Here is a 25509-nt window from a genome sequence, read left to right on the forward strand (position 1 = left end):
TTTCACATTTGCCGGAGGCACTTCTTTTCAGGAACAACCGATCACCATGTTGAAGATTAAAGCCGTGCGCCCGGAATGGGTGACACTGATTGCCAGCGCCTTTTTGTTAACAGCCTTCAATTTTGTGCTGTGGCAGCACCTGTTTGAAATCACCGCGTCCGACGGTAAAGGCATCGTCATGCGCGTGGCATTCGGTGCGATGATTCTGGCGGCTTTCAACATTTTTCTGACCTTTGTGGCCTTCAAACGTGTGTTGAAGCCGGTCCTGACGCTGCTCTTCGTGATCAGCGCCAGCGTGGCCTACTTCATGAGCCAATACGGTGCGCTGATTGACACCGGTATGTTACGTAACTTTGCGCAAACCAATGCGACAGAAGTACGCGACTTACTCTCGTTAAAGTTGTTGGCTTATATCCTGTTTTTGGGCGTATTGCCGTCGTGGTTGTTATGGAAAACGCCGATTAATTATCGCCGCTGGCACCATGAGTTATTAAGTAAGGTGTTAGTGAGTGTTGCCTCGGCTGCCGTCATCGGCGGTGTTGCCCTGATTAACTATCAGGGCTTGTCCTCATTGTTTCGCAATCACCACGAGTTGCGCCTGATGGTTGTGCCGAGCAACTACATCGGCGCCTCGGCCGGCTATTTGCGTGAACAAGTGGTTTCCGCCCGTCAACCCTTTGTCAAAATCGGCGAAGACGCGCAGAAAAATCCGGTCTGGCAAGCTCATGGCCGCAAATCCCTGACGGTATTGGTAGTTGGCGAGAGCGCCCGGGCCGAGAACTTCGGCATCCTGGGGTACGACCGCGACACCACCCCGAAGCTGAGTAAAGAAGCCGGCCTGATCGCGTTCACCGATGTGCATTCATGCGGCACGGAAACCGCCGTGTCCGTGCCGTGCATGTTCTCTAACATGGGCCGCAAGAACTACAACGCCAGCAAGGCAAAGAATGAAGAAGGCCTGCTGGATGTGCTTAAGCGTGCCGGTCTGGACGTGATCTGGCGTGACAATCAGTCGGGCTGCAAAGGCACGTGCGACCGCGTCACCCTTGACGATGTGAGCAACTTGAAAGACCCGATACTGTGCGCCAACAGCGAATGCCGCGATGAAATCCTGCTAAAAGGTTTACAACACTTTATCGACACACTCGATAAAGACACCGTGTTGGTCTTGCATCAAATGGGTAGCCATGGCCCTGAATACTTCAAGCGCTACCCGAAAGAATTCGAACGGTTCACGCCAGTTTGTGAAAGTAACGCCCTGAACAACTGCAGTCGCGAAAGTATCGTTAATGGTTACGACAATACGCTGGTGTATACCGACCATGTGCTGTCGAGCCTGATCGATCTGTTGCGCAAGAACCAGGAAAAAGTCGACACCGCGATGCTGTACCTGTCCGACCACGGCGAGTCGCTGGGTGAATACAACCTGTTCCTGCATGGCACGCCTTACATGTTGGCGCCCGAACAACAGAAGCACGTGGCGATGTTGGCGTGGTTCTCCGACAGCTATCAGAAGTCGTTCTCGGTGGACACCCAATGCCTGCAACTGACTCGCGACAAGCCATTGAGCCAGGACAACCTGTTCCATTCGATGCTGGGTCTGCTGGAAGTCAGCAGCAAGGTCTACAACCAGGACCTGGACATGTTCGCCGGTTGTCGTGGTGCGGCTATCGACGGCGTGTTGGCCAAAGATTGAAGGTTTCAACCCTTTTACGCGCAGGCCGCTAGCCAGCGGCCGGTAGAGTCACCACCAAGAGTCATTGCACATGTCTGCGCAACCCACATCCGCCATCGAGCTTGAGTTCGCCCGGCGCTACGATCAGGAACACGCCCGCGTCTGCCGTCAGCCGCAACCGCGAAACCTGACCGGGCGTCTGGCGTTCTGGCGCGAGCAAAACCTGGTGCGCAATGCGCTCAAGGTGGCCGGCGAGCCGGGGTTGATCCTTGATGTGGCGTGCGGCGTCGGGCGCTTCTGGCCGGTGCTGGCCGAGCACGCCAACCGCGTGATCCTCGCGTCGGACCCGTCCCAGGACATGCTTAACCATGCGCAGACTCACCATCCACAGAGCCTGCTCAAGCGAATCAAGACCTTTCAGAGCTCCGCCTTCAACCTTGGCTTGTCCGCCAATGCAGTGGACTGCATTTTTTGCATGCGACTGTTTCAGCACATCAGTTGCCCCGAGCATCGATTGGCCATGCTTCAGGAGTTCCACCGGGTCAGTCGCGACACCGTGATTGTGGCGGTGCGGGTCGACGGCTATTTCAAGCCGCGCCGACTAGAGACGGAGGCCTCTCAGGCCCCACAGCCGGTCAGCAAGGTCGAGGTTGAAGCTGAGTTCAGGCAGGCAGGTTTCCAAGTGCTGAGCCATCAGGGTTTCCTGCCGGGCTGCGCGTGGATGCGGGTCTATGTGCTGAGTAAGACCAGTTAGTCTCCGCTTGTCAGACATTTCTTGATGTCGGGCAGGTCTTTTCGCTAAAGCTCTTGTTCAGTGGATGCGCGGAAATCGCTGGCGGCGATATATACTGCGCGCCATTCTTCAAGGGAGAGCCGTGTGGCCATCGATATTCACTGGATTCGCGACAACGATAGCCTCGGTCAGTTTTGCGCCGAGTGGCAGCAGCTGCCATTCGTTGCCCTCGACACCGAATTCATGCGGGTCGACACCTTTTACCCGATCGCCGGTCTGCTGCAGATCGGCGATGGCGTACGCGCTTACCTGATAGACCCACTGACCATCGACAACTGGCAACCCTTGGCCGCGTTGCTGGAAAATCCGGCCGTGGTCAAAGTCGTCCATGCCTGCAGCGAAGACCTTGAGGTCCTGTTGCGCCTGACCGGCAGCCTGCCGGAGCCGCTGTTCGACACGCAACTGGCGGCCGCTTACCTGAACCTGGGTTTCTCCATGGGCTACTCGCGATTGGTGCAAGAGGTGCTCGGCATCGACTTGCCCAAAGGCGAAACCCGTTCCGACTGGCTGCAACGTCCGCTTTCCGATACTCAGATCAGTTACGCCGCTGAAGATGCTTTGCACCTGGCGGAAGTTTTCGTACAGCTTCGCCCGAAGCTTTCTGACGACAAGTACGCCTGGGTTCTGGAAGACGGCGCCGAGTTGGTGGCCAACCTGCGCCGCGAGGTCGACCCGTACGAGGTCTACCGCGAAGCCAAACTGGCCTGGAAGCTGTCCCGCGCCCAACTCGCCGTGTTGCGGGAGCTGTGCGCCTGGCGTGAGCGCGAAGCCCGTGCCCGTGATTTGCCGCGCAACCGCATCGTCCGTGAGCATTCCCTGTGGCCGCTGGCGCGGACTCAGCCGGACAACCTCGGCGCGCTGGCGAAAATTGAAGACATGCACCCGCGTACCGTGCGTCAGGATGGCGAATTTCTGCTTGATCTGATCAAGCGCTCTGGCAGTGTGTCGCCCGATCAATGGCCGCCCGCCGTGCCGGAGCCGTTGCCGGTGGATGCCGCCGTGCTGGTCAAACAGTTGCGCGCTATCGGCCAGGCCGAAGCCGAGCGCTTGAACATCGCGCCGGAACTGATGCTGCGCAAGAAAACCCTGGAAGCGCTGCTCAAGAGCGGCTTCCCCAATGGTCCTTACCAATTGCCTGATTCGTTGCGTGGCTGGCGCCGCGAATTGATGGGCCAGGCACTGCTCGACAGCCTGGCCACCGCCGGAGAACAGCCTTGAAACGTATTTGCTCGATCTACCGAAGCCTGAAGAAAAACGAGATGTACCTCTATGTGCTCAAAAGCGATGCACTGGAGCGTGTCCCGGAATCACTGATGGCGGCCTTCGGCAAACCGCACCACGCGTTCGATCTGGTGTTGACGCCCGAGCGCAAGCTGTCACGGGAAGACATCACAGTGGTCCTGGAAAACCTTGAAAAGCAGGGCTACCACCTGCAAATGCCGCCGGCCGAAGACGAGTACATCGAACACTTGCCGGAAGAATTGCTGCGCCGCAACGATCCGATGTGACCCGCAGACAGGCTCTGTTCAGAGTCTGTGTGAAACACTGGAATGATTTTTGGCGATGGCCGTGACGAGAGAGCGATGCTCCGTGCGCGGCCGTCTGCACGGTTTTTGAAAGGTTTGAAACATGCGCGTTCTGATTGCCGAACACGACCACCCGGTGTATGCACAATTGTTGCGTCAGGCGGCGCCTGAGCTGGAAGTGCTCACCAGTGGAGACTCCGCTGAACTGGCTCGTCTGGCGGCTGATTGCCCGGTCTGGCTGGGGCAGCCGGATCTGCTAGCCACTTTGTTGCGTCAGGGCCACGAGCCGCAATGGCTGCAATCGACCTGGGCGGGCATCACGCCACTGCTGGCCGACGGTTTGCCACGTCACTATCGCCTGACCCGCGCGGTTGGCATTTTCGGTCAGGTCATGGCCGAATACGTGCTGACCTACATGCTTGGCCACGAGCGCGAAGTATTGGCGCGGCTGGTCAGCCAGGTCGAGCGCAAATGGGACAGCCGCCATGGCCAGAGCCTGGCGGGGCGCAAGGTATTGATCGTCGGCACGGGTGACATCGGGCAGACGGTGGCGCAGTTCCTGGTGCCGTTTGGCGTCGAGTTGTACGGCATCGCCAGCGAAGCCCGCGAGCAGGCGCCGTTTGTTGAAGTCGGTGCGTTGACGGATTTGCCGCGTTTGGTCGGGGAAGTCGATTACGTGGTCAATCTGCTGCCCAACACCCCCAATACCCACGACCTGTACGACGCGGCGCTGTTCAAGCAGTTCAAACCGACCGGGTTGTTCATCAACGTCGGTCGCGGTGTTGCGGTGGTCGATGCGGATCTGGTGGAAGCCTTGAAAGAAGGGCATCTGGCGGGCGCGGTGATCGATGTCTGCCGTCAGGAGCCGCTGCCGCAACGTCATCCGTTCTGGACCGCCTGGGGCTTGTTGCTGACCGGCCACAGCTCGGCGCCGACGTCGCCATCGATGATGGTGAACCTGTTTGTCGAGAATTTGCGGGCGTATCAGGCGGGTGAAGCGTTGCGCGGGGAAGTGGATTTCGATCGCGGTTATTAAACCCACCCCTCGCTCGAATTTTATGCAAAAACCTGTAGGAGCCGAGCTTGCTCGCGATGGCGGTGTCATAGTCAACATGGATGTTGAAAGTGCCGGCCTCTTCGCGAGCAAGCTCGGCTCCTACAGTAGATCTTCAGTGTTGATTAGAGGGTGAAGTCGCCCTCGGCGGCCAACTCGCTCAACGGACGACGCGGGCTTGGCTCTTCACGCGCTTGCAGGTAATCCGCCAGCGATGCCTTGTCGCCCAGTTTGCCCACCGCAATGGCCGCGTGCAGCGCATAACCTTCAGGAATGTTCAGCTCCTTGCGGGTCAGTTCCTGATCGAAACCGGCCATGCCATGGGTGTGCCAGCCGCTGATGCTCGCTTGCAACGCCAAGTGACCCCACGCCGAGCCGGTGTCAAAGGTGTGCCACAGGGCCGGGGTTTCTTCGGTCGCGCCCGGCACGGCGAAGGTGGTTTTCGAGATCACGATCACCAGCGCCGAGGCGTGTTGTGCCCAGCCGCGGTTGAATTCGTTCAGCAGGCCCAGGTAACGCTCCCAGTTTGGCGTGTCGCGACGCGCATAGAGAAACCGCCAAGGCTGCGAATTGTAGGCCGACGGTGCCCAGCGGGCGGCTTCGAAGAAGCTCAGCAGGGTTTCTTCCGGGATGGTCTCGCCGGTGAACGCGCGGGGTGACCAGCGATCGGTGAACTGCGGGTGGATGGCGTAGTCGGCAACGCGTGGATTAGCACTCATCAAGAGATTCCTTGCTACGTTTGAAAGTGAGGGAGCGACGCGAAACCCTACTGGGCGGCGCAAAAACTGACAAGCCTGTTTATACCGGCAGTCGCCAATGCTTGGCCCACAAGGGCCTTGGCACTAGACTGGCGGCCTTTTCACCACCTGATGTTGATGCTTGAGCCATGGCCGCCAAAGTCGAACCGTTCTGGATACGCAAAACCCTCGATCAATTGGATCAAGAGGAATGGGAGTCGTTGTGCGACGGCTGTGGCCTGTGCTGCCTGCAAAAGCTCGAAGATGAAGACGACAACAGCGTCTATTACACGCGAATTGCCTGCAAACTGCTCGACCTGAAAACCTGCCAGTGCACCGATTACCCCAACCGGCGTGACTTCGTCCCGGACTGCATCCAGCTCACGCCGGGCAAGGCTGACGAGTTTAAATGGCTGCCACCGACCTGCGGCTATCGCCTGGTCAGTGAAGGCAAGGACCTGCCGCTCTGGCACCATTTGGTGTGTGGTGATCGCGATGCGGTGCACCACGAGCGTATTTCGCAATCCGGGCGCATGCTCGCCGAAGGCAGCGTGCCTGAAGATGATTGGGAAGATCACCTGATATTCCGCGCGGGTTAATGGCTGACAGATTCAGCTTCACGAAGGAGTGTGTATGGCTGTGGGATTGCGGCTGGCGTTGGCAGTTGGGCTACTGGCCCTGAGTTCGTCCGTGTGGGCGGCGAAGAAAGTCGATCTGGATTACCACGTGCGCCTGTTGCCACAAAGTGATCAAGCTGAGGTGCGCCTGACGCTGGCGCAGGGTTCGGCGGTGCGCAGCCTGGATTTTGACCTGGGCGACGGCAGCCGCTATAGCGACTTCAAGGCCGACGGCCAATGGCAACTCACACCGGGCAAAGTGGCACGTGGGGTCTGGCATCCCGCCGCCGACAAGGCGAGCCTGACCTACCGCGTACGCATCAGCCATGGGCGCAAGAGCGGCAGTTTCGACACGCGCATGACGCCCGGTTGGGCGCTGATGCGCGGTGACGATCTGGTGCCGCCAGCCAAACTCGATCAACAGGATGGTATCGAGCTGGTTTCGCGCCTTGAGTTCGAGTTGCCCAGCGGTTGGAAAAGCGTCGAAACCGCCTGGCCGCGGATCGGCAAGAACAAATTCCGCATCGATAATGTGTCCCGACTGTTCGACCGGCCCACCGGCTGGATGCTCGCGGGCCACCTCGGCAGTCGTCGCACGCGGCTGGGAGAAACCGAAGTCACCGTCGCTTCGCCACAGGGTCAGGGCATGCGCCGCATGGACGTGCTGACCCTGTTGACCTTTGTCTGGCCGCAAGTGCAGGCCGTGTTCCCGCGTCATCCAGGCAAATTGCTGATTGTCGGCGCCAACGACCCGATGTGGCGCGGTAGCCTTGCCGCGCATGAATCGATCTACCTGAACACGCGTCTGCCGCTGGTCAGCGAAAGCGGCAGCAGTGCGCTGGTGCGTGAGTTGGTGCAGGTGTTCGGGCGGATCAACGATAAACAGCGCAGCGATTGGATCACTGAAGGTTTTGCCGAGTATTACGCCATCGAACTGGTGCGCCGTGCCGGCGGCATGAGCGATGAGCGGTATGAAAGCCTGCACGGCAAGCTGATCAAGGACAGCCAGAAGGTCACGACCCTGCGTGGCGAACAGATCAACCCGGCGCAGGTGTCGAAAGCGGTGGTGTTGTTACAGGAACTGGACCGCGAGATACGCCTGAAGACACGCAACAAGCGTTCGCTGGATGATGTAGTGCGCGGGGCGATGCATCTGGAGAGTGTGGATACCAAGGAGTTTGTTCAACTGGCCGAGAGCGTCATCGGCGAGCCTTCCAAGGTACTCAATACTGAGTTACTCCAGTGATACTGCCATCGCGAGCAGGCTCGCTCCTACAGGATTTTGTGTACACCGCAAATCAACTGTGGGAGTGAGCCTGCTCGCGATGAGGCCCTAAGCCTCACAGCATCTTCCGGATCAAACCCCGGCTTTGGGCGACTTCAACGAATCATTCCCCGTCACCGTAGCGGTTTTAGTCGCCGCCTCGGCATTCGCCTTCAACTTGCTCAACTCTTCCCCGGCCCGTTCAATCTTCGCCCGTACATTGTCCATGTCCTGGCGGCTTTTCTCGATCATGCTTTTGACCGAGCTGTGCCCGGTAATCCCGCGAGCCAGTGCCACGCCGCCGATCGCCACTTGAATCAAGCCGAAAATACCGCCGCGACGCAGGCCCTTGCCCATCATCACGATGCCACCGGCCACGGAACCGGCGCGTTCCCAACCGTGAACGTTCTGCTCGGAAGGGGACTGAAGCGGGGTGGATTCGATGCGCTCTACGCGTTTGAGTTCGCTCATGATCTTTCTCCTGGCAGGAAGGCTGCGTCGTCGTGGATAGTTAAGCTGACTGCCGAAGCCGGCGGCTTGTTCCATCGAATGTACGTTGAATCAGCGAAATTTCGCCCCGGAACGGGTGTTGAGCCCTTTGGACATGCGGTCGTAAAGCACGACGTTGACGGTGGCCGCCAGGTTCATGCAACCGGTGGTCGGGATGTAGACCACGTCTTCGCACCAGTCGCGAATCTCTTTATCCAGCGAGCCGTCTTCCGGGCCGAAGATGTAGAGCGCACGATCCGGGTGAGTGTATTCGGGCAGGGAGCGGGCGCCTTCGACCAGTTCCACGGCAACCGGCACGCAGCCCAGTGGCAGGATTTTTTTCAGGTCGTCGATACCGATCAGCGGGATGTCGTAGTGGACGCGCTTGGTGTCGGTGACGAAGTCGGCGGCGCGTTCATAACGCTTGCCGGTATAGAACACGGACGCCACGCCATAGCAGCCGGCGGCGCGCATGACCGAACCGACGTTTTCCGGTGATTTGGGGTTATACAAACCAATGCAGCTGTACCGTTTGTCTGCCACGAGCGGGGTGCCTTCGGGGAAAAAACGGCGATTATACGGGGATTGGGGGAGGGGTGTTCGTTTGAGATTGGTGGTGTCTGGGCGATCGCCTTCGCGAGCAGGCTCGCTCCCACTTTGGACCTGTGTGTTTCACAAGATCAATGTGGGAGCGAGCCTGCTCGCGAAGGGGCCGGAATTAACACTGAAGATCTTCAGTCTTCCTTCTTCATCAATCCCGCCAACGCCGCAAACGGGTTGTGCGTCGCCTTGGCGATTTTCGGCGTGCTAAGCGAGCCTTCATCGAAATACTGCTGATCGGTATACCGCGAGTGTTCATTGTCGTGGCAGTACAGGCACAACAGTTCCCAGTTGGAGCCATCCTGCGGGTTGTTGTCGTGGTTGTGGTCGCGGTGGTGCACGGTCAGTTCGCTCAGGCGCTTGCCGGAGAATTCACGGGCGCAACGGCCGCACACGTGCGGATACATCTTCAGGGCCTTGTCGCGGTAGCCCATTTCCTTGTCGCGCTGGTTGTCGGCGAGGATGCGGTCCAGCTTCGAAGTATTGGTCGGGGTGGACGAACTCATGGGTTCACCTTTGTAAAAAGACTAATGACGGTATTAAGCGAAGTTTAGCTCAGCCCTTGAGCTTCTCGGCAATCCAGATGGTGTGGCGTGTGCCCTTGTTGCCGTGGGCGAAAACTTGCACTTCCTCGGCCTTGAAACCGGCCTTTTTCAATTTGTCGGAAAACTGCCTGTCAGCGCTCGCCGACCACACCGCCAACACGCCCTTGGGGCGCAGGGCCTTGGCGCAGGCACTCAGGCCACCGGCGGAGTAGAGCCAGCTGTTGGCTTTCTGGGTCAGGCCTTCGGGGCCGTTGTCGACGTCGAGCATGATCGCGTCGAACCCTTGCGGCTCGGCTTGCAACACCTTGGCCACGTCTTCCATGCGAATCACGGTGCGCGGGTCGAGCAACGGGTTGCCGGCTTTCTCGCCCAGCGGCCCACGGTTCCATTCCACCACGCCCGGCACCAACTCTGCGACCACCACTTCTGCGGTCTTGCCCAAATGCTTGAGCGCCGAGGCGAGGGTGAAGCCCATGCCCAGGCCGCCGATCAGCACACGCGAATTCGGGCGACCCGCCACTTTGCGGCAGGGGATCTCGGCCAGGGCATCTTCGGAGCCGTGCATGCGGGTGTTCATCAGTTGTCCGCCGTCGCCACCCTGGATCTTGATGACGAAATCCTCACCGTATTCGAACAGGCACAGGGCACCGCCGTTTTCAGGAATGGGCGTGGTGTCGAGCAGGACGAAACGTTTCATGGGGCTCTCTTGAGAAAGTCTTGCATAAACTGGGAGGGCAAACGGACGCAGTTGGGAGTAGCCTGAAAGGGACAACAAGGCCAACGGAGCCATTGATGAAGCGCACTATTCTAACGGCCATTGCTCTGGCCGCGCTCTCGATTACTGCAGTGCAGGCGCAAACGCTGCAAACGATCCCCGTCAGCCCCGCCCCCATGCCCGGTTCGCCAGGCACCGCGACGCCGACGCCGTACCCGCAAATCACCGCGCCCTCCTTGCCAAAAACTGGCCCCGGCAGTAGCGGTCCGCCGTTGGTACCGATTGAAATGCCGAGCCCGCCGACCAAGGACCAGCCTGTGCCGGGGATCGAGCAAAACCCGACGAAAGTCAAATCGCCGGGCGGTTAAACCTGCTGCGAAAGCAGTTGCCCGTCGGCCATGCGCAAGCGTTTGGAGAGAGAGACAGCGAGGGCGCGGATGATCTTGGCGGCGACTTTTGGCGCGTCGTTGATCATCTTTTCCAGCGAGTCCTTGCCCAGGTTCAGCAACTGACAGTTGCTCGCGGCCACGCAACTGGCTGAACGCCGTTCACCGTCCAGCACCGCCATCTCGCCGAACGAGCGACCGCTGCGCAACGTGGCCATGGTCACGAGTTGCCCGTCACCATTGGTTTTTTGCACAGCTACCTGTCCGGTGTGAATGATGCACATGAAGCTGCCGGCATCGCCCTCATGGAAAATCTGCTCGCCCTGCGCCACGGTGCTGATGCTGAAATAGCCCGAGGCCGCCGCAAAATCGGCGGGCAGCAATTGATCGAACAGGCCGCAGTCCATCAGCCAGTCGCGAATTTCGTTGTTCAGTAAGGTCGGTTCTGACATGTCGTTATTCTTGTGTCTGTTGCTGGGTCGAATTTGAAGTCACCACAAATCCCCTGTAGGAGCCGGCGGTGCGACGATTCGACTTGCCCGCGATGAGGCCATCACATTCAACATCAATATTGGCTGTGACACCGCAATCGCGGGCAAGCCCGGCTCCTACAGGAATGTGTGTTGCCTCGGGCCAGGTGTCTGGTCTTAAGACCGGCACCCCGCGCCAAGTTCCTCAGGCAATCCCCAAAACCTTGAACAAAAATGCGTATTCGAGCGCTACGTCACGCAATCCCTGATAACGACCGCTCATCCCGCCATGTCCGGCGCCCAATTCAGTCTTGAGCAGCAGAGGATGGCTGTCGGTTTTGGTCGCGCGCAATTTCGCTACCCACTTTGCTGCTTCCCAGTACTGCACACGGCTGTCGTTGTAGCCGGCGATCACCAGGGTCGCCGGATAGGCTTGCGCGGTGACGTTTTCGTACGGGGCGTAGGCCTTGATCCGATCATAAACGTCCGGCTCTTGCGGATTGCCCCATTCGTCGTATTCCGTGACGGTCAGGGGCAGGTCAGGGTCGAGCATAGTGTTGAGCACGTCGACGAACGGCACTTCGGCAATCGCCGCGCCGAACAACTCCGGCCGCTGATTGAGCACCGCGCCAATCAGCAAACCACCGGCACTGCCGCCGCTGATCGCCAGTTGTGGTGCGGTGGTGAAGCCATTGGCAATCAAATGTTCAGCACAGGCAATAAAGTCGCTGAACGTGTTGTGCTTGTGTTCCTGCTTGCCAGCCCGATACCAGGCCTCGCCCAACTCGCCGCCGCCGCGCACGTGCGCGATGGCGAAGGCCATGCCGCGATCCAGCAGGCTCAGGCGGGCGTGGGAGAACCACGGGTCGAGGCTTTCGCCATAGGCGCCATAACCGTAAAGGTACAAGGGCACGGGTTGGCCCAGATGTTCGCGTTTGACCACCAGGCTGATCGGCACCTGTGTACCGTCCGGTGCGGTAGCCCACAGGCGCTGGCTGACGTAGGCATCGGCGTCGAACGGGCCGAGCACCGGGGTTTCCTTGAGTACTTTCTGCTCGCCGCTGTCCAGTTCAAGCTGGCGAATTTGCGCCGGACGGTTCAGGGCTTCGTAGCGCAGGCGGATCCTGTCGCTGACGAACTCCAGGCTGTTCTGGACGTGCAGGCTGTAGGCCGCATCCGGCAATTGCACCCGAAAAGGCGTCAGGCCTTTTGGGTGGACTTCGATGATCGGCAAGCCACCTTTGCGCAGGCTCAGGGTCATGGCACCGGTGTTCAGGCTCATGCCCTCGATCATCACGGTGTCGCTGTGGGGGATCAGGTTTTGCCAGTCGGCTTCGGTGGGCGCCACGCCGGTGTCGACGGCGCGGTACAGCGCAAAGTTGATGCCGTCGCGGTTGGTGCGAATGAACCAGGTCCATTGGCCATCGAGGGCGCCGTGGTCGACGTCGTACTCATGGTCCTCAACCCGTGGCGCCAGGCAAGTGAAGGCCTGGTGCGGCTGTGAGGCGTCAAGCACCCAGACTTCACTGGTGGTCTTGCTGCCAAGGGACAGCAGCAGTTGCAGTTCGGAGCTTGAGCGGTAGCAATGCAGGAAGAATCGTCCGTCCGGCTCATGGAACACTTCTTCGGCGGCCGTGCCGTCCAGTCGGTAACGGAATAGTTTGTGCGGGCGATGGGTGTCGTCCAGCTCGCCGAAAAACAGCGTCAGGCTGTCATTGGCCCAGGTCATGCTGCCGTCGCAGTCCTGGAACTCCAGTTCGCTGACGCGACCGTCGGACAATTCCTTTACGAACAGCGTGTATACCTCGTCGCCGCTGGCGTCGATGCTGTAGGCCAGGCGCTGGTGATCGGGGCTGATACTGAACGCCCCCAGGGAAAAGAAGCCGCCGTTGGCCAATTCATTAGGGTCCAGCAGCAGCTGTTCCTGGCTTTCGTCGAGTTGCAGGCTGTCATCGGCCGGGCGCGGGCAGCGGTAGTGCCGGGCGTATTCGTCACCGGCGGTGATCCGCGTGTAATACAGGTACGGACCCCAAGGGGAGGGCAGCGACAAGTCCGTTTCGAGAATCCGGCCCTTGATCTCTTCGTACAGGGTCTCGCGCAGGCCTGCCTGATCGGCGGTTTGCGCCTCTTGATAGCTGTTTTCAGCCTTGAGGTAGTCGAGCACCGCGTCGGTGTCGCGCTCCTGCAGCCAGGCATACGGGTCATCGCCTTCGGCCTTGTGGGCAATCGGGGCGGTGGAAACGTTGGCGGATAAAGGCATGGATGGCTCTCGACAATGTACGAAATAGGGCTACGCAGGCAGCATGCAAGTCTGGAGGTCTCTGCAGATCCTGTGGGAGCGAGCCTGCTCGCGATGGCGGACTGCCAGACAACATTGATGTTGAATGCACTGACCTCATCGCGAGCAGGCTCGCTCCCACAGGTTCTGTGTCTTGACCGGCTGGTATTGGGACAAGCCTGATGTGCGAAAAGTCGTTACTATAAGCGCCTCTTTGCCTGCCTTGCCATGGACACCATGACCGAGAACGACTATCTGATCGCTTGGGGCCTCTACGCCTTTGCCGCTTTAGGCTGCCTGTTGGTATGGATGCGCTTGACCCGCTGGATGTGGCGCTGGCTGCGCGAGCCGCTGCGGCTGCTGGTGGCTGTGTTGCTGTTCAGCCCGACGATCATCGATCCGGTGAAGGATAAAGTCGCGCCGGCCATCGCCATCACGGCGCTCGACCTGTTGTTCAAGGTCGGCAACAACGCGTGGCGGGCGATTTCCGATCTGCTCATGTACGGCATGATCGCCTTTGGTCTTTATCTGGTCATGGTGGCGATCCGCATCCCCATCGAGCGCGCCTCCAATGCTCGCAAGGAACAAGCGGCCGCCGCCAAGGCTGCGGCCAAAGCCGAACACCCTGAAGACGATCATCCCTTCGGCGGTGCCGGCGATGATCGTTACGGCCGCCCGCCGGTTCCGAGCAATCCTCAGCGATTGCGAGTCGAGCCGCGTTTGTAACCTTGCCCCTGCCTTTTCATCGAGAGTCCGAACATGTGTGAGTTATTGGGCATGAGCGCCAATGTGCCGACCGACATCGTGTTCAGCTTCACCGGGCTGATGCAGCGCGGCGGTCGTACCGGCCCGCACCGTGATGGCTGGGGGATCGCGTTCTATGAAGGTCGCGGTCTTCGATTGTTTCAGGACCCGGCCGCCAGCTCCGAGTCTGAAGTCGCGAACCTGGTGCAGCGCTATCCAATCAAAAGTGAAGTGGTGATCGGGCACATCCGCCAGGCCAATGTCGGCAAGGTCTGCCTGTCCAATACGCACCCGTTCGTGCGCGAACTGTGGGGGCGCAACTGGTGTTTCGCCCACAACGGCCAGCTCGCGGACTTTCATCCGACCGCCAGTTTCTACCGTCCCGTCGGTGATACCGACAGCGAGGCGGCGTTCTGCGATTTGCTCAACCGCGTGCGTGCGGCGTTCCCGGAACCGGTCGAGGTTGAAAAGCTTCTGCCAGACCTGGTGGCGGCCTGCGCCGAATACCGTAGCAAAGGCGTATTCAACTGCCTGCTCAGCGACGGTGACTGGCTGTTCTGCTATTGCTCGACCAAATTGGCCCAGATCACCCGTCGGGCACCTTTCGGTCCTGCGCGCTTGAAGGATGTCGATGTGATCGTCGACTTCCAGGCCGAAACCACGCCCAACGACGTGGTGACGGTGATTGCCACCGAACCCCTGACTGAAAACGAAACCTGGACCCGCTACGAACCGGGCCAATGGAGCCTCTGGCGACGCGGCGAATGCGTCAGTCAAGGCAAGACCGAATAAGGATCTCCCCCCCGATGTTGCTCAGTTATCTACGGCTGGTGTTATTTGCGGCGGGCCTGTTGATCGGTGTCCAGGTGCCGGGGTTTATCAGTGATTACGCCAAGCGTGTCGAGGCGCACCTGATCGAGGCGCAGACCGGTTTGAGCGGTTTCCAGGGCACAGCCAACCAGTTCTTCAAGGGCGACATGCAGGCGCTGGTTGCACATTACCGCGCCAGCGACGACCCGATCTTTCGCAGTGATGCCGACAGCCTGAGCAACCTGCTGACCCGTCAACTGGCGTTGGACAAGCAATTCCAGGCCATGCAAGGTCCGTGGTACATCCGCTTTCTGCAAGTGGTGCTGGCGGCCGACCCGGACATCCGCAAGGAAACCTGGAATGGCTACAGCTACCAGATCCTGCTGACGCCGGAAGCGATGATCTGGGGCATGAGCGGCGCGATGCTGCTGTCGTTCGGCATCGAATGCCTGTTCCGCTTGATCGACTGGGTGGTGCTGGGCGGCAAACGCCTGCGCCAGAGCCGGCCGATTGAAGACCGGGATGTGCGCGGCCTGTAACCCTGTAGCCGGTTTGCCGGCGATTGCCGCGACACGTATGTCTGGCAGATCGCATCGCTGGCAAGCCGGCTCCTGCTTTTACCAGTCGACCGAGTAGCTCATGCTCAGCGTGCGGCCTTCGGCGTTGGCGAACGGCATTCTGGCGTTGGCCTGGGTGAACAGGTTTACGTACGTACGATTCGTCAGATTAAACACCCCGCCTTCAAGACGACCGACCGGCAGTTGCACGGAACCGAGCAGGTCCACCAGCGTATAACCGTCGATGTCGCGTCCGTTGTTGTCCTTGGCGGCGGCGTCATAACTGGACAAATGCATGCCTTGCAGGCGCAGGTTGTAATCCTCTTCGATATAGCCGACGAACAGCGTGGTCTTGGCCGGTGAGATGCGCGTGGCCGGCAGATCGATCCACTTGCCGTTCTGCTCGGTCTCGCCTTTGGCCCAGGCGTAAGTTCCACCCACCGACCATTGATCGGTCACGCGGTAGTTCAGGTTGTTTTCAATGCCGCGAACGCGCTCTTTCTGGTTGATCAGGCGTAATACGCGATCATTGGCATCGTAGAACTGGGTCACGTCCGAGGTGTTTTCATACACAGTGACGTCGGCCTGCCACCGGTCCCAGTCACCACGCCAGCCCACCTCGTAACTGTTGACCTTGATGGCCTGGGCGTTGAGGCTCTGGATGTCGAAGGTGCTGCTGACGTCACGCATGAAGCGCTGGATATCCGGCAGCGAAAACCCCTGGCTGAAATTGGCGAATACGTCCTGACTATCACTCAGGTGGTAGACCGCGCCCAGGTTGTACAGTGTGTCATCGTATTTGAGGGTGTCGCCGGGCAGCGTTGCGCGTACGCCGGTCTGGACGATCTCACCATAAGCGATGCTGTCGGAAACGTCGCTTTCGATCCATTCACGGCGTACACCGCCACGTACGGTCCAGTCACCGATGTCCCATGACATCTGCCCGAACAGCGATTTGGTAGTGGTTTCGATGTCCGGGCCCAGCTCGTAGGTGGTGCCGGTCTTGGTATAGGTCAGACCATTGAGCGTGTATTGATCACCTCGTTGGCGGGAGCGCTCATTATCATAGTCGGTGCCCCAAACCAGGTTGCCCGTGGCACTGCCGATGGCCGGCAGCGGCGTGTCGATGGCTGCGCGCAGGCCGTAGACATCCTGCACGCTGTTGTTGTCGGAGATCCCGGCCTTGCCCCGTGACAGGTCCGGGAAGAATAGTGCATCGGCGCGGCGCCAGTAACTTTCCAATTGCAGGCCTTGACCGTAGAAGTCCGCGTCGGTGTAGTTGAGGTTGACTGCCTGGTTGTGGGTATAGGGTTGCTCATCCAGTTTCAATCCCTTGACTGCCACGGCTTGCTGCAGGTTTTTCGAGTCTTTGGTGTAACCCGTGTCCTGCTGATCCTTGTAGTCCTGCAGCGACAGGCTGAGTTTTTTGTCAGCATCCAGTTCGTAACCGAAACGACCTTGCAAGTCATAGGTTTCGGTGTCCATGCTGCTGCCCTGAGAGGTGTCCTGAGGGATGCGGTTGCCGTTGCCGTCGTACATATCGTTACGCTGGATCAGGTCGGCGGAGACGTACCAGTCCAGGGCATCCTTGCGCCCGGTCGCGCTCTGAAAAGCTTCATAGGCGAAGCCTTTGCTATTGAGGTTGTTGCCGCTGGTCAGGCCCAGTTTGCTGCTGTAGGCAATGTCCTGACCCTGATTGCGCTTGGTGATGATATTGATGATGCCGCCTGAAGCACCGGCGCCATAGATGCTGCTGGCGCCGGAGACCACTTCGATGCGTTCGACGCTGGCCGGGGTGACGCTGTTGAGCTGGCGGAAGTTGTCGCGTGTGGCGTTCTGCGATACGCCGTCGATCAATACCAGCATGTTGCGCCCGCGCAGGGTCTGGCCGAAGTTGCTCATCCCGCCGCTGGACGGTGCAAGGCCGGGGACCAATTGCCCGAGAATGTCGGAGATCCGGCGACCTGCGCCGCTCTGCTCACGGATCTGCTGTTCGTCGATCACCAGGACCGAACCTGGAATCGAGGCGATGGTCGCTTCGCTGCGAGTAGCGGAGACGACGGTGGCTTGCATATTCAAAGTGCCGGGCTGCTGCTCGGTATCCTCGGCCCAGGACTGGGCGCTGAAGGTCCCGAGCAACGGGATCAGCAGGGGGAGTTTGATTCGGGTCATGATGAGGACTTTTTTGAGTTGTGATTAGTGTGGGCAGACAAGGTTGAGCGGTCAGTTGTGGCGTTGAGTGATCGCACACAGCGGATCCCTATGGCGGCTACGGCGTAGGTCAGCGCCACCAGCCAGAAACTATTGGCCAATCCGACCAGCCCCATGCCGACGCCGCCGAGAACGGCACCGAGCAGAGCGCCAGCCTTGGCCGCGCTGTTGCCGAGGCCGAGCGCAAAGCCTTGTTGGTTGGCGGATACGGTGTTGGCGATCAGTGCATAAGCCACCGGCAGCAGGGCGCCTTGCCAGATGCCCCAGACGAGTCGACTGACGAGAAATCCCAGCCATTCGTTGGCCAATGCCGTGGCCGCCAGCGTCAGGGCACACAGCCAGGCCACGCCTTCGATGACGCGTAAGGTGTAGGCCGGCTGCCAGCGGTCGAACAGGCGTCCCCACAGCGGTGCGGAAATGGCCAGGGTCGCGGCGCTCGCCGCGTAGGTGGCGCCGATCAGCCAGCTCGGGGCGTGCAGAATGTCCGCGACGTACAGTGCGTAGAACGGTTGCGGCATCATCTTCGCGGCCTGAATCAGCACGATCACGAACAGGATTCCACTGAGCCAGCCTTTGGGCAGTGCCACGGGTTCAACAGGTTTTTTCTTTGAGGCGCGAGCCTTGTCGGCCGGCAGGAAAAAACTCCCCAAGGCGCACAGCAGGCAAATCGACGTCGCGCCATAACAAAGCAGGGCAAATCCCGAGATGTCCATGAGCCAGCCGCCCAGTATCGGGCCGATCAACGAGCCGACGGCAGTCGCCGATTGCAGGCGGGCCAGGGTGTGACCCCGTCTGGAACTGTCGCAACAGGCCAAGGCATAGGCTTGCGCGGCGGCGAGAAACCCGGCCAACGCGCCTTGCATCACGCGAATACCCACCAGCAGCCACGGGTCGAGGGTGATGGCCGCCAACCCTTGGCACAGCGCGAGTGCCAGCAACGCCCGAACAATCATCGGTTTGTGTCCGGTGCGATCACCCAACCGGCCCCACATGGGCGTCAGGAGCATGGCGGCCAGCATTGGACCGGCATAGACCATCGCCGATAACAGCGCGGTGTAGCCGGCGCCCTCCGGCCCGAGCAAATGCTGGATCTGCAGGGGCCAGAACGGGCCGCTCATTTCCATGGCACCCATGGAGACAAACTGGATAACGATCAGCAGTCGCAAGGCGCGACCGTCAGCGAGCATGGGTGATGGGTCGTAGAGGGTTACTCAGGCGTCCGACGATGTCGGCATGACTGTCGAGCAAGCGCATGCGCATGAACGATTTGGCAGGCCAATCCTGTTCCAGCAAGGCTTGGCGTTCACTTTCCCAGCGTGCCGGTTCAACGCGCTCGCGCAAGGTCTCGAAACACTGCGCAACGTGCGCTGCCAATCGCTCCCAAAGGATATTTTCCGGCACATTCCAGTGGCGGGCACAGAGCAACGTCAGCTCGCCGAGGTGGCACATGAACGTGGTGTGCAGGAGTTTGTCGCGGACAAAACCGGACTCGTCATACAGGGTCATTTTCGGATCGTGCAACTGGATGTCCAGGCCCTTGGCGTGCAGGGTTTTGCGATCGATACGCACGTCGCCAAAGTCACGCAATAACAGCCGATTCAGCTGCCCGTCAGCGCCCATCACCATGAAACTGTTTTGCTGGTGCGCTTCGAACGCCACGCCATACATCAGGTAAATGCCCAACAGACTCGGTACCGCAATCGACAGGTAATTATCGAAGAACGCCAACATGGCCTCGCTGTCATCACGGCCCTGAGCCAGTCTTACCCAATCACGCAGCAACGGTTGTTCGAATTCGTTGACGGCGAACAGACTGCCGACCGGCACCGCCAACTCGCCTTCTTGCAGCAGGGTAAGCGGGTTATCGCGATACAGCACGGCTGCATGCCGGGAGCGTTCGTCATCGGCCGGTTGCGGCGCGTAGTGCACGCCGACGCGCTCCGGAACGATGTTCAGCAGACGCTGAATCTGCGGCTCCTGATCGAGGATTTTCAATATCAGTTGGCTGATGCGCGGCCCCATCCGGGCCGAGCGCGGCGACACCGTGCGCTGCACACTGGTCAGGCGCAAAGCCACCGGCAGTTTGACCATCGGCGCAACGCGGCTGGCGTCCGGCAGGACCGTGCGGAAGGACATGGTCGGGTGGCCGGTAAAAGCGACGATGTCAGTGACGATCAGCAGGTTGTCGGCGATCTCATTGGCGAACGAATCCGGCAGTTCTTCATGGGCTTGCCATGGGTGCGACGGGAGCGGGAGGTAGTCCTTTACCTCCAGGCCCAGTTGCTGCAAATGGCGCTGCAATTGTTCGGCGGCCTGTGGGAAGTGACCTTGCCACCAATCCCAGTAATCGGCGGTCCCCGCCAGCGCTTCGACGTGTGCGTACTGGCGGTGCAGGGCGCACAGCACAATCGGAAAACTCGCTTCGAATTCCGGCGAGAAAGCGATGACCTGAGCGGCGCTCAAACCCAGTTTGGTCTTGTAGTTCGGGTGCCATGGATGGCCGAGAGTGCCCCACTGTTCGAGCAGTGACGTAGGGTTCTGATGACTGGGGTCGGCTTTGAGCCAGGCGAGCAGGTTGTCGTCGTACTCGGTGTCGATCTGCTCTCTCAGGCGCTCAGTCCATCCATGATGAAACGCCAGGCACAGGGTGTCGTTGCTGAAGCTGTCATCCAGTTCCCGGGCCAGACGCTCCAGTACTTGAGGAGAGGCTGGCGGATTGAGCTGAGTGCTGAGGTGAGCGAGCAATTCGCTGGGCAGCTGAATTTTGTGGGGCAGTCTGTCGGGGGTGTGCAGGACGATGCTGCCGCGCACGTCCCAGCTGTTCATCCTGGTGCCAGACAAGTGCTCGAAGCACAGGTGCGTGCCATCGCCGAGCGGTAGCCAGCAACGGTTATTGTCGTCGTATTCGCAAGCGTCGGGGTTGATCAGATCTTCACGAAACAGCGCCTGGATCAGGCGTTGGAAGCAGCGCTGGGCGGCGGGCTCCAGCGCATTGCTCAAATGGTCGAGAGTGATGCGGTGGGACTGGAAAGCCTGAGTGCCAAGGGCTTCGCTCCAGTGAGCGAGCAATTGCTGCTGTTTTTGCGTGTAGGCGCGCATCTAGTCCGACTCCTTCTGGACAGTTGATTAGCTGAAAGCGCGCAGAGAATACCGTTTTGAAAAATTAATGCAAATGATAGTGGTTCATATTTACAATATGGGAAATATCCTTCAGATTCTGGCCAAGGGTTTGCTCAAAACGATGTAGTGCTCGCCCACTTTCTGCGCATAGCGCTCCACGACGTTTTGACACAACGCCACGATTTCTTCGACCCACTCCACGCCGACCCGCCATGACACCACCACTTGCAGGTTGGGCGGCCGTTGATCGATGGCCAGCAGAGTCAGCTCACCGCGCGCCAGTTCCTCGGCCACCAGCACCGGTGGCAGCGCACCAATGCCGAAACCATCGCGCAACAATCGGGTAATCGCCGACACCGAGTTCACGCAGTTCAGGCGTGGCGTCATCACGCCATGGGCCTGCATCAGGGCGAGCACCTCTTGATGCGGATGGGAGTTTTTCGAATAGGTAATGATCCGCTCGCGCGCCAGATCGGCGATGCCCGAATACTCGCGGTTGTAGAGGGAATTACTCGCCGCGATCCAGCCCATGGGATGACTGGCCAGTTCAAGGCTGCGCACGCTTTCCTGGCGCATCAGGTCGGTTTGCAGGATCAGATCGAGAAAGCCTTTTTGCAGCTGATCGCAGAGGTTGAGCGAGGTATCGGCCACCAGTTCGATTTCCACCAACGGATAGAGATCCGTCATCTGCGCCACCAGAGGGCTGAGCCAGGTGTGGATGACTGTGTCCATGACGCCAATCCGCACCCGCCCGACCTTGCTCGAACGGGTCTCGATCGACTGTTTGAGCGCCTGCATGGTGTCCATCATCTGCTCGGCATAATCGAGCACTTTCAGGCCTTCGGGCGTCAGGCTGACGCCGCGTGAATCGCGCAAAAACAGCTTCACCCCCAGCTCACTTTCGAGCACAGCGATGCGGCTGGAAATCGAGGCCTGGGTGGTGAAGAGCTTGTCGGCGGTCAGGCGAAAGCTCTTGAGTCGGGCGACCCAGACAAAGGTTTCGAGAAACTTCAAATTCATGGGATCAACTTTTTCTTATGCCTAAGCCCGGTTTTTATTAGTTGGACGCAGCAGGGCCGGGCGCCCAAAAATCGGCACATCCGGTTCCCACGATAGGCGTCGTCGGGGCTCAGAACAATACCAATAAAAACTAGCGCGGAGATTTGCCATGAGTGCGCCCGACACGCTCGATATCCCTAAAACCACGGCTCGCCCGGGGCCTTTCGACTGGTACCGCAACATCAATCAGCAGGAACGCCGCACCTTCTGGAGCTGCAAGATCGGCTATGGCCTGGACGGCATGGACACCCAGATGCTCAGCTTCGTGGTGCCGACCCTGATTGCGATGTGGGGCATTACCACCGGTGAAGCCGGACTGATTCACACCAGTACCCTGATTGCTTCGGCCATCGGTGGTTGGGTGGCGGGGATTCTCTCCGACCGCATCGGTCGCGTGCGCACCTTGCAACTGACGGTGCTGTGGTTCGCCTTCTTCACCTTCCTCTGCGGCTTCGCGCAAAACTACGAACAACTGCTGATCAGCCGCACCCTGATGGGCTTCGGTTTCGGCGGTGAATGGACCGCCGGCGCGGTGCTGATGGGCGAAGTGATTCGCGCCAAGGACCGTGGTAAAGCGGTGGGCATGGTGCAATCGGGCTGGGCGCTGGGATGGGGGCTGACGGCAATTCTGTATGCGCTGCTGTTTTCGTTGTTGCCGCCGGAGGATGCCTGGCGTGCGCTGTTCCTCCTCGGCATCGTACCGGCGATTTTTGTGATCTTCGTTCGTCGTCTGGTCAAGGATCCGGAGATCTACCGCGAAGCCAAGGCCAAACAGGAACCGAGCAATCCTGCGAAGTTCTACGAGATTTTTGCCCCCGGCATCCTCTTCACCACGATTCGCGCTTCGGTGCTGACCACCGGCGCCCTGGGTGGTTACTACGCGATCACCTCATGGTTGCCGACGTTTCTGAAGAACGAGCGGGGTTTGAGCGTACTCGGCACGGGCGGTTATCTGGCGATGGTGATCGTCGGTTCCTACGTTGGATATGTCATCAGTGCGTATTTGACTGACATTCTCGGGCGCAAGAAGAACTTCATCCTGTTCGCGGTCGGCTCGTTCACCATCGTGTTGCTCTACACCCAATTGTCGGTCAGCAACGGCGTGATGTTGTGGCTGGGTTTCCCGCTGGGCTTCTTCGCCTCGGGGATCTTCAGCGGCATGGGCGCGTTTTTGACTGAGTTGTTTCCGACACGGATTCGCGGTTCGGGCCAGGGGTTTTGCTACAACATCGGTCGGGCGCTGGCGGCATTGTTTCCGCTGTTGATCGGTTTGCTTAGCCAGAAGGTGCCACTGAGCGTCGGCATCGGGGCATTTGCGGCGGTGTCCTACGGGGTGGTGATCCTCGCGGCGTTGAGCCTGCCGGAAACCCGTGGCAAACAACTGGATGCGCAGTAATCTGCCTGCCTCTAAAAAGAATAGAACCTACAGGAGTGTTCTCCTTGAGCCGCCTGCTATTGAACTGTGACATCGGCGAGAGTTTCGGCAGCTGGACCATGGGTCTGGATGCCGAAGTCATGCCCTTCATTGATTGCGCCAACATCGCCTGCGGCTTCCATGCCGGCGACCCGAGCATCATGCGCAAGACCGTCAGCCTGGCGCTGAGCAACGGCGTGCAGATCGGCGCGCACCCGGCCTATCAGGATCTGGTCGGTTTCGGCCGTCGCTCCATGACGTATACCGCTCAGGAACTCCAGGACATTCTGCATTACCAGATCGGTGCTCTCGACGGAATTTGTCGGGCTCAGGGTGGGCGTGTCAGCTACGTCAAACCCCACGGCGCGATGTACAACGACATGATGGCCAACCCGGCACAGTTGCGTGCTGTGCTTCAGGCCGTGGCGGCTTATGACCGAACGTTGCCGCTGATGTTGATGGCGACCCGCGACAACAGCGCCGCGCAGCTACTGGGTGATGAATATGGCGTGACCTTGTGGTTCGAAGCCTTCGCCGACCGCGCTTACGACAGCGCGGGCATGCTGGTTTCGCGACAACTGCCGGGTGCAGTGCATCATGATCCTGAGAAAGTCATTGAGCAGGCGCTGACCATCGCCCGTGGCGAGCCTCTCAGCGCCAGCGACAGCAGCGCATTGCACTTGCAGGCCAACACCCTTTGCGTGCACGGCGACAACGCCAGTTCGGTTGCTGCTGTGCGACGGATTCGCGAAGCCCTTGATCAGCAGAGCGCACCATGAAGCTGCGCGTAGAGGTGGTGGCGCTGGATTGCCTGATGGTGCGTCTTTTTGATGAGATCAGTGAGGCCAATATGCCGTGGATGCTGGCGGCCAGCGAAAACCTGCGAGCTGCGTTCGGCGGGCATCTCATCGATCTGGTGCCGTCTTACACGACGTTGATGGTGCATTATGATTTGACCGCGCTAAGCCCGGCTCAGGCTCGGGAATTGATCGCCGAAGCGCTGATCGACCTGTCGCCCAACACCCGCACCGGCGGTAAATGTCATGTGCTGCCGGTCTGGTATGACTTGAGCGTCGGTCCGGAGCTGAGCCTGTTGTCACAACGCAGCGGGCTGGCGATGGAGGAGGTGATCCGCCGTCACAGCGGGCGCGAGTATCAGGTGTTTGCCTTGGGTTTCGCGCCGGGTTTCGCCTTCATGGGGTTGGTGGAAGAAGTGCTCGCCGCGCCACGCCTGAACACCCCACGCAAAAAAGTCGCGGCTGGCAGTGTCGGCATCGCCGAGCGCCAGACCGCCGCCTATCCGGTGGTATCCCCCGGCGGCTGGAACCTGATCGGCCGCACCCCGGCCAAACTGTTCGACCGTGAACGTGACGGCTATAGCCTCATGCAGCCAGGCGACACAGTGCGCTTTGAAGCCATCGGCCATGCCGAGTTCATCAATCTGGGCGGTGACGACACGCCGTTGGAGGCGCAGGCATGAGCCGTCTATCAATAGAAGCGAGTACACCACTGTGTTTGTTGCAGGACGCCGGCCGCTTTGGCGTGCGGCATCTGGGCGTGACGCAGGGAGGCGGGCTGGATTGGCGTTCAATGTCCTGGGCCAACTGGTTGCTGGGCAATGACCTGAATGCTCCGGTGATTGAAATCACCCTCGGCGGGTTCACGGTGGTGGCCGAAGAGGATTGCGTGCTGGCGTTGGCCGGGGCGGATCTGGTGGCTCAAGTCGAAGGCGAGGCACTGGCGCCATGGCGCAGTTTCAGGCTGCATAAAGGTCAGCGATTGCAGTTCACACAGCCGAAGCTAGGGGCTCGGGCTTATCTCGCGGCACCGGGTGGGTTTGAGGCCCCAAGCGTCTTGGGCAGCCGTTCGACCGTGGTCCGTGAGGAACTGGGCGGCCTGGATGGCCGGGGTCGTGCGTTGGTCAACGGTGCGCAGCTGAGTTATGCCGGGAGTGCGTTGCTCCTGCTGCGGGAGTTGCCGGCGGAGCATCGACCGGACTTCACCGACAATTCGCCGCTGGATCTGGTGTTGGGCGCACAGATCGGCGAGTTCGGCGGGCAGAGTCTGTTCGACGCGTTCAACAGTGTGTGGACCCTCGACAGCCGCGCCGACCGGATGGGCATTCGCCTGTTGGGCACGGCGTTGCAATACCAGGGAAAGCCGATGATCTCCGAAGGCATCCCGCTCGGCGCGGTGCAGGTGCCGCCGGACGGGCAGCCGATCGTGTTGCTCAATGATCGGCAGACCATTGGCGGTTATCCGCGACTGGGGGCGTTGACGCCGCTGGCCCTGGCGCGGCTGGCGCAGTGCTTGCCGGGGACGAAGGTGCGGTTGCGGCCGGTGGTGCAGGATGTGGCGCATCGAGAGCAAATCGAATATCTACATCGATTCCTGAAAAGCTAAAAGCTTCGCTGGCAAGCCAGGCTCCTACAGGGATTGAGGTGG

At 59.8% G+C, this 25509-nt stretch carries 26 protein-coding genes; 15 read left to right on the top strand and 11 right to left on the bottom strand.

The window, feature by feature from the left end:
* Positions 1–46 precede the first annotated feature (46 nt).
* From KGB06_RS01465 to KGB06_RS01485, 5 genes are all read left to right on the top strand, one after another.
* Positions 47–1696: a phosphoethanolamine transferase gene (locus KGB06_RS01465; RefSeq protein WP_223511405.1), complete on the top strand. Its 1650-nt coding sequence runs from the start codon at positions 47–49 to the stop codon at positions 1694–1696.
* Between the two features lie 70 nt (positions 1697–1766).
* Positions 1767–2429, top strand: a complete 663-nt coding sequence (locus KGB06_RS01470; RefSeq protein ID WP_223511406.1) for a class I SAM-dependent methyltransferase — start codon at positions 1767–1769, stop codon at positions 2427–2429.
* 123 nt (positions 2430–2552) lie between these two features.
* The gene (gene rnd / locus KGB06_RS01475; protein WP_223511408.1) at positions 2553–3686 is read left to right on the top strand and encodes a ribonuclease D; all 1134 of its coding nucleotides are present in this window, start codon (positions 2553–2555) and stop codon (positions 3684–3686) included.
* On the top strand, positions 3683–3976 hold the full coding sequence (locus KGB06_RS01480) for a YcgL domain-containing protein (RefSeq protein WP_007898694.1): 294 nt from the start codon (positions 3683–3685) through the stop codon (positions 3974–3976). Before rnd ends, KGB06_RS01480 begins: the two co-directional genes overlap by 4 nt.
* A gap of 121 nt (positions 3977–4097) precedes the next feature.
* The gene (locus KGB06_RS01485) at positions 4098–5030 is read left to right on the top strand and encodes a D-2-hydroxyacid dehydrogenase (protein ID WP_223511410.1); all 933 of its coding nucleotides are present in this window, start codon (positions 4098–4100) and stop codon (positions 5028–5030) included.
* A 143-nt stretch (positions 5031–5173) separates the two neighbouring features.
* Here KGB06_RS01485 and KGB06_RS01490 read toward each other — a convergent pair whose 3' ends face one another.
* Positions 5174–5767 carry a nitroreductase family protein gene (locus KGB06_RS01490; protein WP_223511412.1) on the bottom strand — a complete coding sequence of 198 codons (594 nt, stop codon included), beginning with the start codon at positions 5765–5767 and terminating at the stop codon, positions 5174–5176.
* 167 nt (positions 5768–5934) lie between these two features.
* Between KGB06_RS01490 and KGB06_RS01495 the strand changes: the two genes are divergently transcribed.
* Both KGB06_RS01495 and KGB06_RS01500 read left to right on the top strand, forming a co-directional pair.
* Positions 5935–6384 (top strand): YcgN family cysteine cluster protein, encoded by a 450-nt coding sequence (locus tag KGB06_RS01495; protein ID WP_007944020.1) that lies wholly within the window; start codon positions 5935–5937, stop codon positions 6382–6384.
* A 34-nt stretch (positions 6385–6418) separates the two neighbouring features.
* Complete coding sequence (locus KGB06_RS01500; RefSeq protein WP_223511413.1) at positions 6419–7648, top strand: hypothetical protein; 1230 nt, start codon at positions 6419–6421, stop codon at positions 7646–7648.
* A gap of 111 nt (positions 7649–7759) precedes the next feature.
* Here the strand turns inward: KGB06_RS01500 and KGB06_RS01505 are convergent, their stop codons facing one another.
* From KGB06_RS01505 to KGB06_RS01520, 4 genes are all read right to left on the bottom strand, one after another.
* Entirely contained in the window at positions 7760–8137 is a 378-nt protein-coding gene (locus KGB06_RS01505; protein WP_223511414.1) for a DUF2892 domain-containing protein, read from the bottom strand.
* A gap of 90 nt (positions 8138–8227) precedes the next feature.
* A complete protein-coding gene (locus KGB06_RS01510) occupies positions 8228–8698 on the bottom strand; it encodes an RNA methyltransferase (protein WP_008153126.1) in 471 nt (156 codons plus the stop codon).
* A gap of 191 nt (positions 8699–8889) precedes the next feature.
* The gene (locus KGB06_RS01515; RefSeq protein ID WP_007898702.1) at positions 8890–9261 is read right to left on the bottom strand and encodes a YajD family HNH nuclease; all 372 of its coding nucleotides are present in this window, start codon (positions 9259–9261) and stop codon (positions 8890–8892) included.
* Positions 9262–9310: 49 nt separating this feature from the next.
* A complete protein-coding gene (locus KGB06_RS01520; RefSeq protein ID WP_007898703.1) occupies positions 9311–9997 on the bottom strand; it encodes a spermidine synthase in 687 nt (228 codons plus the stop codon).
* 95 nt (positions 9998–10092) lie between these two features.
* On the opposite strand from KGB06_RS01520, the gene KGB06_RS01525 reads away from it, so the two are divergent.
* On the top strand, positions 10093–10383 hold the full coding sequence (locus KGB06_RS01525; protein ID WP_007944005.1) for a hypothetical protein: 291 nt from the start codon (positions 10093–10095) through the stop codon (positions 10381–10383).
* Here KGB06_RS01525 and KGB06_RS01530 read toward each other — a convergent pair.
* Both KGB06_RS01530 and KGB06_RS01535 read right to left on the bottom strand, forming a co-directional pair.
* Complete coding sequence (locus KGB06_RS01530) at positions 10380–10853, bottom strand: cyclic nucleotide-binding domain-containing protein (RefSeq protein ID WP_223511415.1); 474 nt, start codon at positions 10851–10853, stop codon at positions 10380–10382. The two genes, KGB06_RS01525 and KGB06_RS01530, sit on opposite strands and share 4 nt — an antisense overlap.
* 223 nt (positions 10854–11076) lie before the next feature.
* On the bottom strand, positions 11077–13131 hold the full coding sequence (locus KGB06_RS01535) for a S9 family peptidase (protein WP_223511416.1): 2055 nt from the start codon (positions 13129–13131) through the stop codon (positions 11077–11079).
* Between the two features lie 246 nt (positions 13132–13377).
* On the opposite strand from KGB06_RS01535, the gene KGB06_RS01540 reads away from it, so the two are divergent.
* Genes KGB06_RS01540 through KGB06_RS01550 form a run of 3 tightly spaced genes read left to right on the top strand, consistent with a single transcriptional unit; the run spans position 13378 to position 15242 of the window.
* Positions 13378–13875 (top strand): MFS transporter, encoded by a 498-nt coding sequence (locus tag KGB06_RS01540; protein WP_223511417.1) that lies wholly within the window; start codon positions 13378–13380, stop codon positions 13873–13875.
* A 33-nt stretch (positions 13876–13908) separates the two neighbouring features.
* Positions 13909–14685, top strand: coding sequence for a class II glutamine amidotransferase (locus KGB06_RS01545; protein ID WP_223511418.1), 777 nt, complete (start codon positions 13909–13911; stop codon positions 14683–14685).
* A gap of 14 nt (positions 14686–14699) precedes the next feature.
* Positions 14700–15242: a DUF2937 family protein gene (locus KGB06_RS01550; RefSeq protein ID WP_223511419.1), complete on the top strand. Its 543-nt coding sequence runs from the start codon at positions 14700–14702 to the stop codon at positions 15240–15242.
* A gap of 78 nt (positions 15243–15320) precedes the next feature.
* Here KGB06_RS01550 and KGB06_RS01555 read toward each other — a convergent pair whose 3' ends face one another.
* The 4 genes from KGB06_RS01555 to KGB06_RS01570 all read right to left on the bottom strand — a co-directional run bounded on the left by KGB06_RS01555 (position 15321) and on the right by KGB06_RS01570 (position 21611).
* Complete coding sequence (locus KGB06_RS01555) at positions 15321–17432, bottom strand: TonB-dependent receptor (protein ID WP_223511420.1); 2112 nt, start codon at positions 17430–17432, stop codon at positions 15321–15323.
* Positions 17429–18658 carry an MFS transporter gene (locus tag KGB06_RS01560; protein ID WP_223511422.1) on the bottom strand — a complete coding sequence of 410 codons (1230 nt, stop codon included), beginning with the start codon at positions 18656–18658 and terminating at the stop codon, positions 17429–17431. The genes KGB06_RS01555 and KGB06_RS01560 overlap by 4 nt, the downstream gene beginning before the upstream one ends.
* Positions 18648–20570, bottom strand: a complete 1923-nt coding sequence (locus tag KGB06_RS01565) for an IucA/IucC family protein (RefSeq protein ID WP_223511423.1) — start codon at positions 20568–20570, stop codon at positions 18648–18650. The genes KGB06_RS01560 and KGB06_RS01565 overlap by 11 nt, the downstream gene beginning before the upstream one ends.
* A 111-nt stretch (positions 20571–20681) precedes the next feature.
* On the bottom strand, positions 20682–21611 hold the full coding sequence (locus KGB06_RS01570) for a LysR family transcriptional regulator (protein WP_223511424.1): 930 nt from the start codon (positions 21609–21611) through the stop codon (positions 20682–20684).
* Between the two features lie 148 nt (positions 21612–21759).
* Here KGB06_RS01570 and KGB06_RS01575 point away from each other — a divergent pair, with 148 nt between their 5' ends.
* From KGB06_RS01575 to KGB06_RS01590, 4 genes are read left to right on the top strand one after another with little or no spacing between them, the layout of a single operon-like run.
* Positions 21760–23046: an MFS transporter gene (locus KGB06_RS01575; RefSeq protein WP_223511425.1), complete on the top strand. Its 1287-nt coding sequence runs from the start codon at positions 21760–21762 to the stop codon at positions 23044–23046.
* A gap of 44 nt (positions 23047–23090) precedes the next feature.
* Positions 23091–23843 carry a 5-oxoprolinase subunit PxpA gene (locus KGB06_RS01580; protein WP_223511426.1) on the top strand — a complete coding sequence of 251 codons (753 nt, stop codon included), beginning with the start codon at positions 23091–23093 and terminating at the stop codon, positions 23841–23843.
* The gene (locus KGB06_RS01585) at positions 23840–24544 is read left to right on the top strand and encodes a 5-oxoprolinase subunit B family protein (protein ID WP_223511427.1); all 705 of its coding nucleotides are present in this window, start codon (positions 23840–23842) and stop codon (positions 24542–24544) included. Before KGB06_RS01580 ends, KGB06_RS01585 begins: the two co-directional genes overlap by 4 nt.
* Complete coding sequence (locus KGB06_RS01590; RefSeq protein ID WP_223511428.1) at positions 24541–25467, top strand: biotin-dependent carboxyltransferase family protein; 927 nt, start codon at positions 24541–24543, stop codon at positions 25465–25467. Before KGB06_RS01585 ends, KGB06_RS01590 begins: the two co-directional genes overlap by 4 nt.
* Positions 25468–25509 lie beyond the last annotated feature (42 nt).

The sequence above is a fragment of the Pseudomonas sp. GL-B-19 genome (genome assembly GCF_019956415.1).
Taxonomy (GTDB): Bacteria; Pseudomonadota; Gammaproteobacteria; order Pseudomonadales; family Pseudomonadaceae; genus Aquipseudomonas.

Excerpts from the sequence above, each read along its gene's own strand:
- KGB06_RS01570 (WP_223511424.1), bottom strand. The coding sequence starts at position 21,611 with ATGAATTTGAAGTTTCTCGAAACCTTTGTCTGGGTCGCCCGACTCAAG.
- KGB06_RS01470 (WP_223511406.1), top strand. The coding sequence starts at position 1,767 with ATGTCTGCGCAACCCACATCCGCCATCGAGCTTGAGTTCGCCCGGCGC.
- KGB06_RS01515 (WP_007898702.1), bottom strand. The coding sequence starts at position 9,261 with ATGAGTTCGTCCACCCCGACCAATACTTCGAAGCTGGACCGCATCCTC.
- KGB06_RS01505 (WP_223511414.1), bottom strand. The coding sequence starts at position 8,137 with ATGAGCGAACTCAAACGCGTAGAGCGCATCGAATCCACCCCGCTTCAG.
- KGB06_RS01485 (WP_223511410.1), top strand. The coding sequence starts at position 4,098 with ATGCGCGTTCTGATTGCCGAACACGACCACCCGGTGTATGCACAATTG.
- KGB06_RS01560 (WP_223511422.1), bottom strand. The coding sequence starts at position 18,658 with ATGCTCGCTGACGGTCGCGCCTTGCGACTGCTGATCGTTATCCAGTTT.
- KGB06_RS01575 (WP_223511425.1), top strand. The coding sequence starts at position 21,760 with ATGAGTGCGCCCGACACGCTCGATATCCCTAAAACCACGGCTCGCCCG.
- KGB06_RS01500 (WP_223511413.1), top strand. The coding sequence starts at position 6,419 with ATGGCTGTGGGATTGCGGCTGGCGTTGGCAGTTGGGCTACTGGCCCTG.
- KGB06_RS01540 (WP_223511417.1), top strand. The coding sequence starts at position 13,378 with ATGGACACCATGACCGAGAACGACTATCTGATCGCTTGGGGCCTCTAC.
- KGB06_RS01585 (WP_223511427.1), top strand. The coding sequence starts at position 23,840 with ATGAAGCTGCGCGTAGAGGTGGTGGCGCTGGATTGCCTGATGGTGCGT.
- KGB06_RS01465 (WP_223511405.1), top strand. The coding sequence starts at position 47 with ATGTTGAAGATTAAAGCCGTGCGCCCGGAATGGGTGACACTGATTGCC.
- KGB06_RS01590 (WP_223511428.1), top strand. The coding sequence starts at position 24,541 with ATGAGCCGTCTATCAATAGAAGCGAGTACACCACTGTGTTTGTTGCAG.
- KGB06_RS01525 (WP_007944005.1), top strand. The coding sequence starts at position 10,093 with ATGAAGCGCACTATTCTAACGGCCATTGCTCTGGCCGCGCTCTCGATT.
- KGB06_RS01550 (WP_223511419.1), top strand. The coding sequence starts at position 14,700 with ATGTTGCTCAGTTATCTACGGCTGGTGTTATTTGCGGCGGGCCTGTTG.
- KGB06_RS01545 (WP_223511418.1), top strand. The coding sequence starts at position 13,909 with ATGTGTGAGTTATTGGGCATGAGCGCCAATGTGCCGACCGACATCGTG.
- KGB06_RS01565 (WP_223511423.1), bottom strand. The coding sequence starts at position 20,570 with ATGCGCGCCTACACGCAAAAACAGCAGCAATTGCTCGCTCACTGGAGC.
- KGB06_RS01555 (WP_223511420.1), bottom strand. The coding sequence starts at position 17,432 with ATGACCCGAATCAAACTCCCCCTGCTGATCCCGTTGCTCGGGACCTTC.
- KGB06_RS01530 (WP_223511415.1), bottom strand. The coding sequence starts at position 10,853 with ATGTCAGAACCGACCTTACTGAACAACGAAATTCGCGACTGGCTGATG.
- KGB06_RS01495 (WP_007944020.1), top strand. The coding sequence starts at position 5,935 with ATGGCCGCCAAAGTCGAACCGTTCTGGATACGCAAAACCCTCGATCAA.
- KGB06_RS01535 (WP_223511416.1), bottom strand. The coding sequence starts at position 13,131 with ATGCCTTTATCCGCCAACGTTTCCACCGCCCCGATTGCCCACAAGGCC.
- KGB06_RS01520 (WP_007898703.1), bottom strand. The coding sequence starts at position 9,997 with ATGAAACGTTTCGTCCTGCTCGACACCACGCCCATTCCTGAAAACGGC.
- KGB06_RS01490 (WP_223511412.1), bottom strand. The coding sequence starts at position 5,767 with ATGAGTGCTAATCCACGCGTTGCCGACTACGCCATCCACCCGCAGTTC.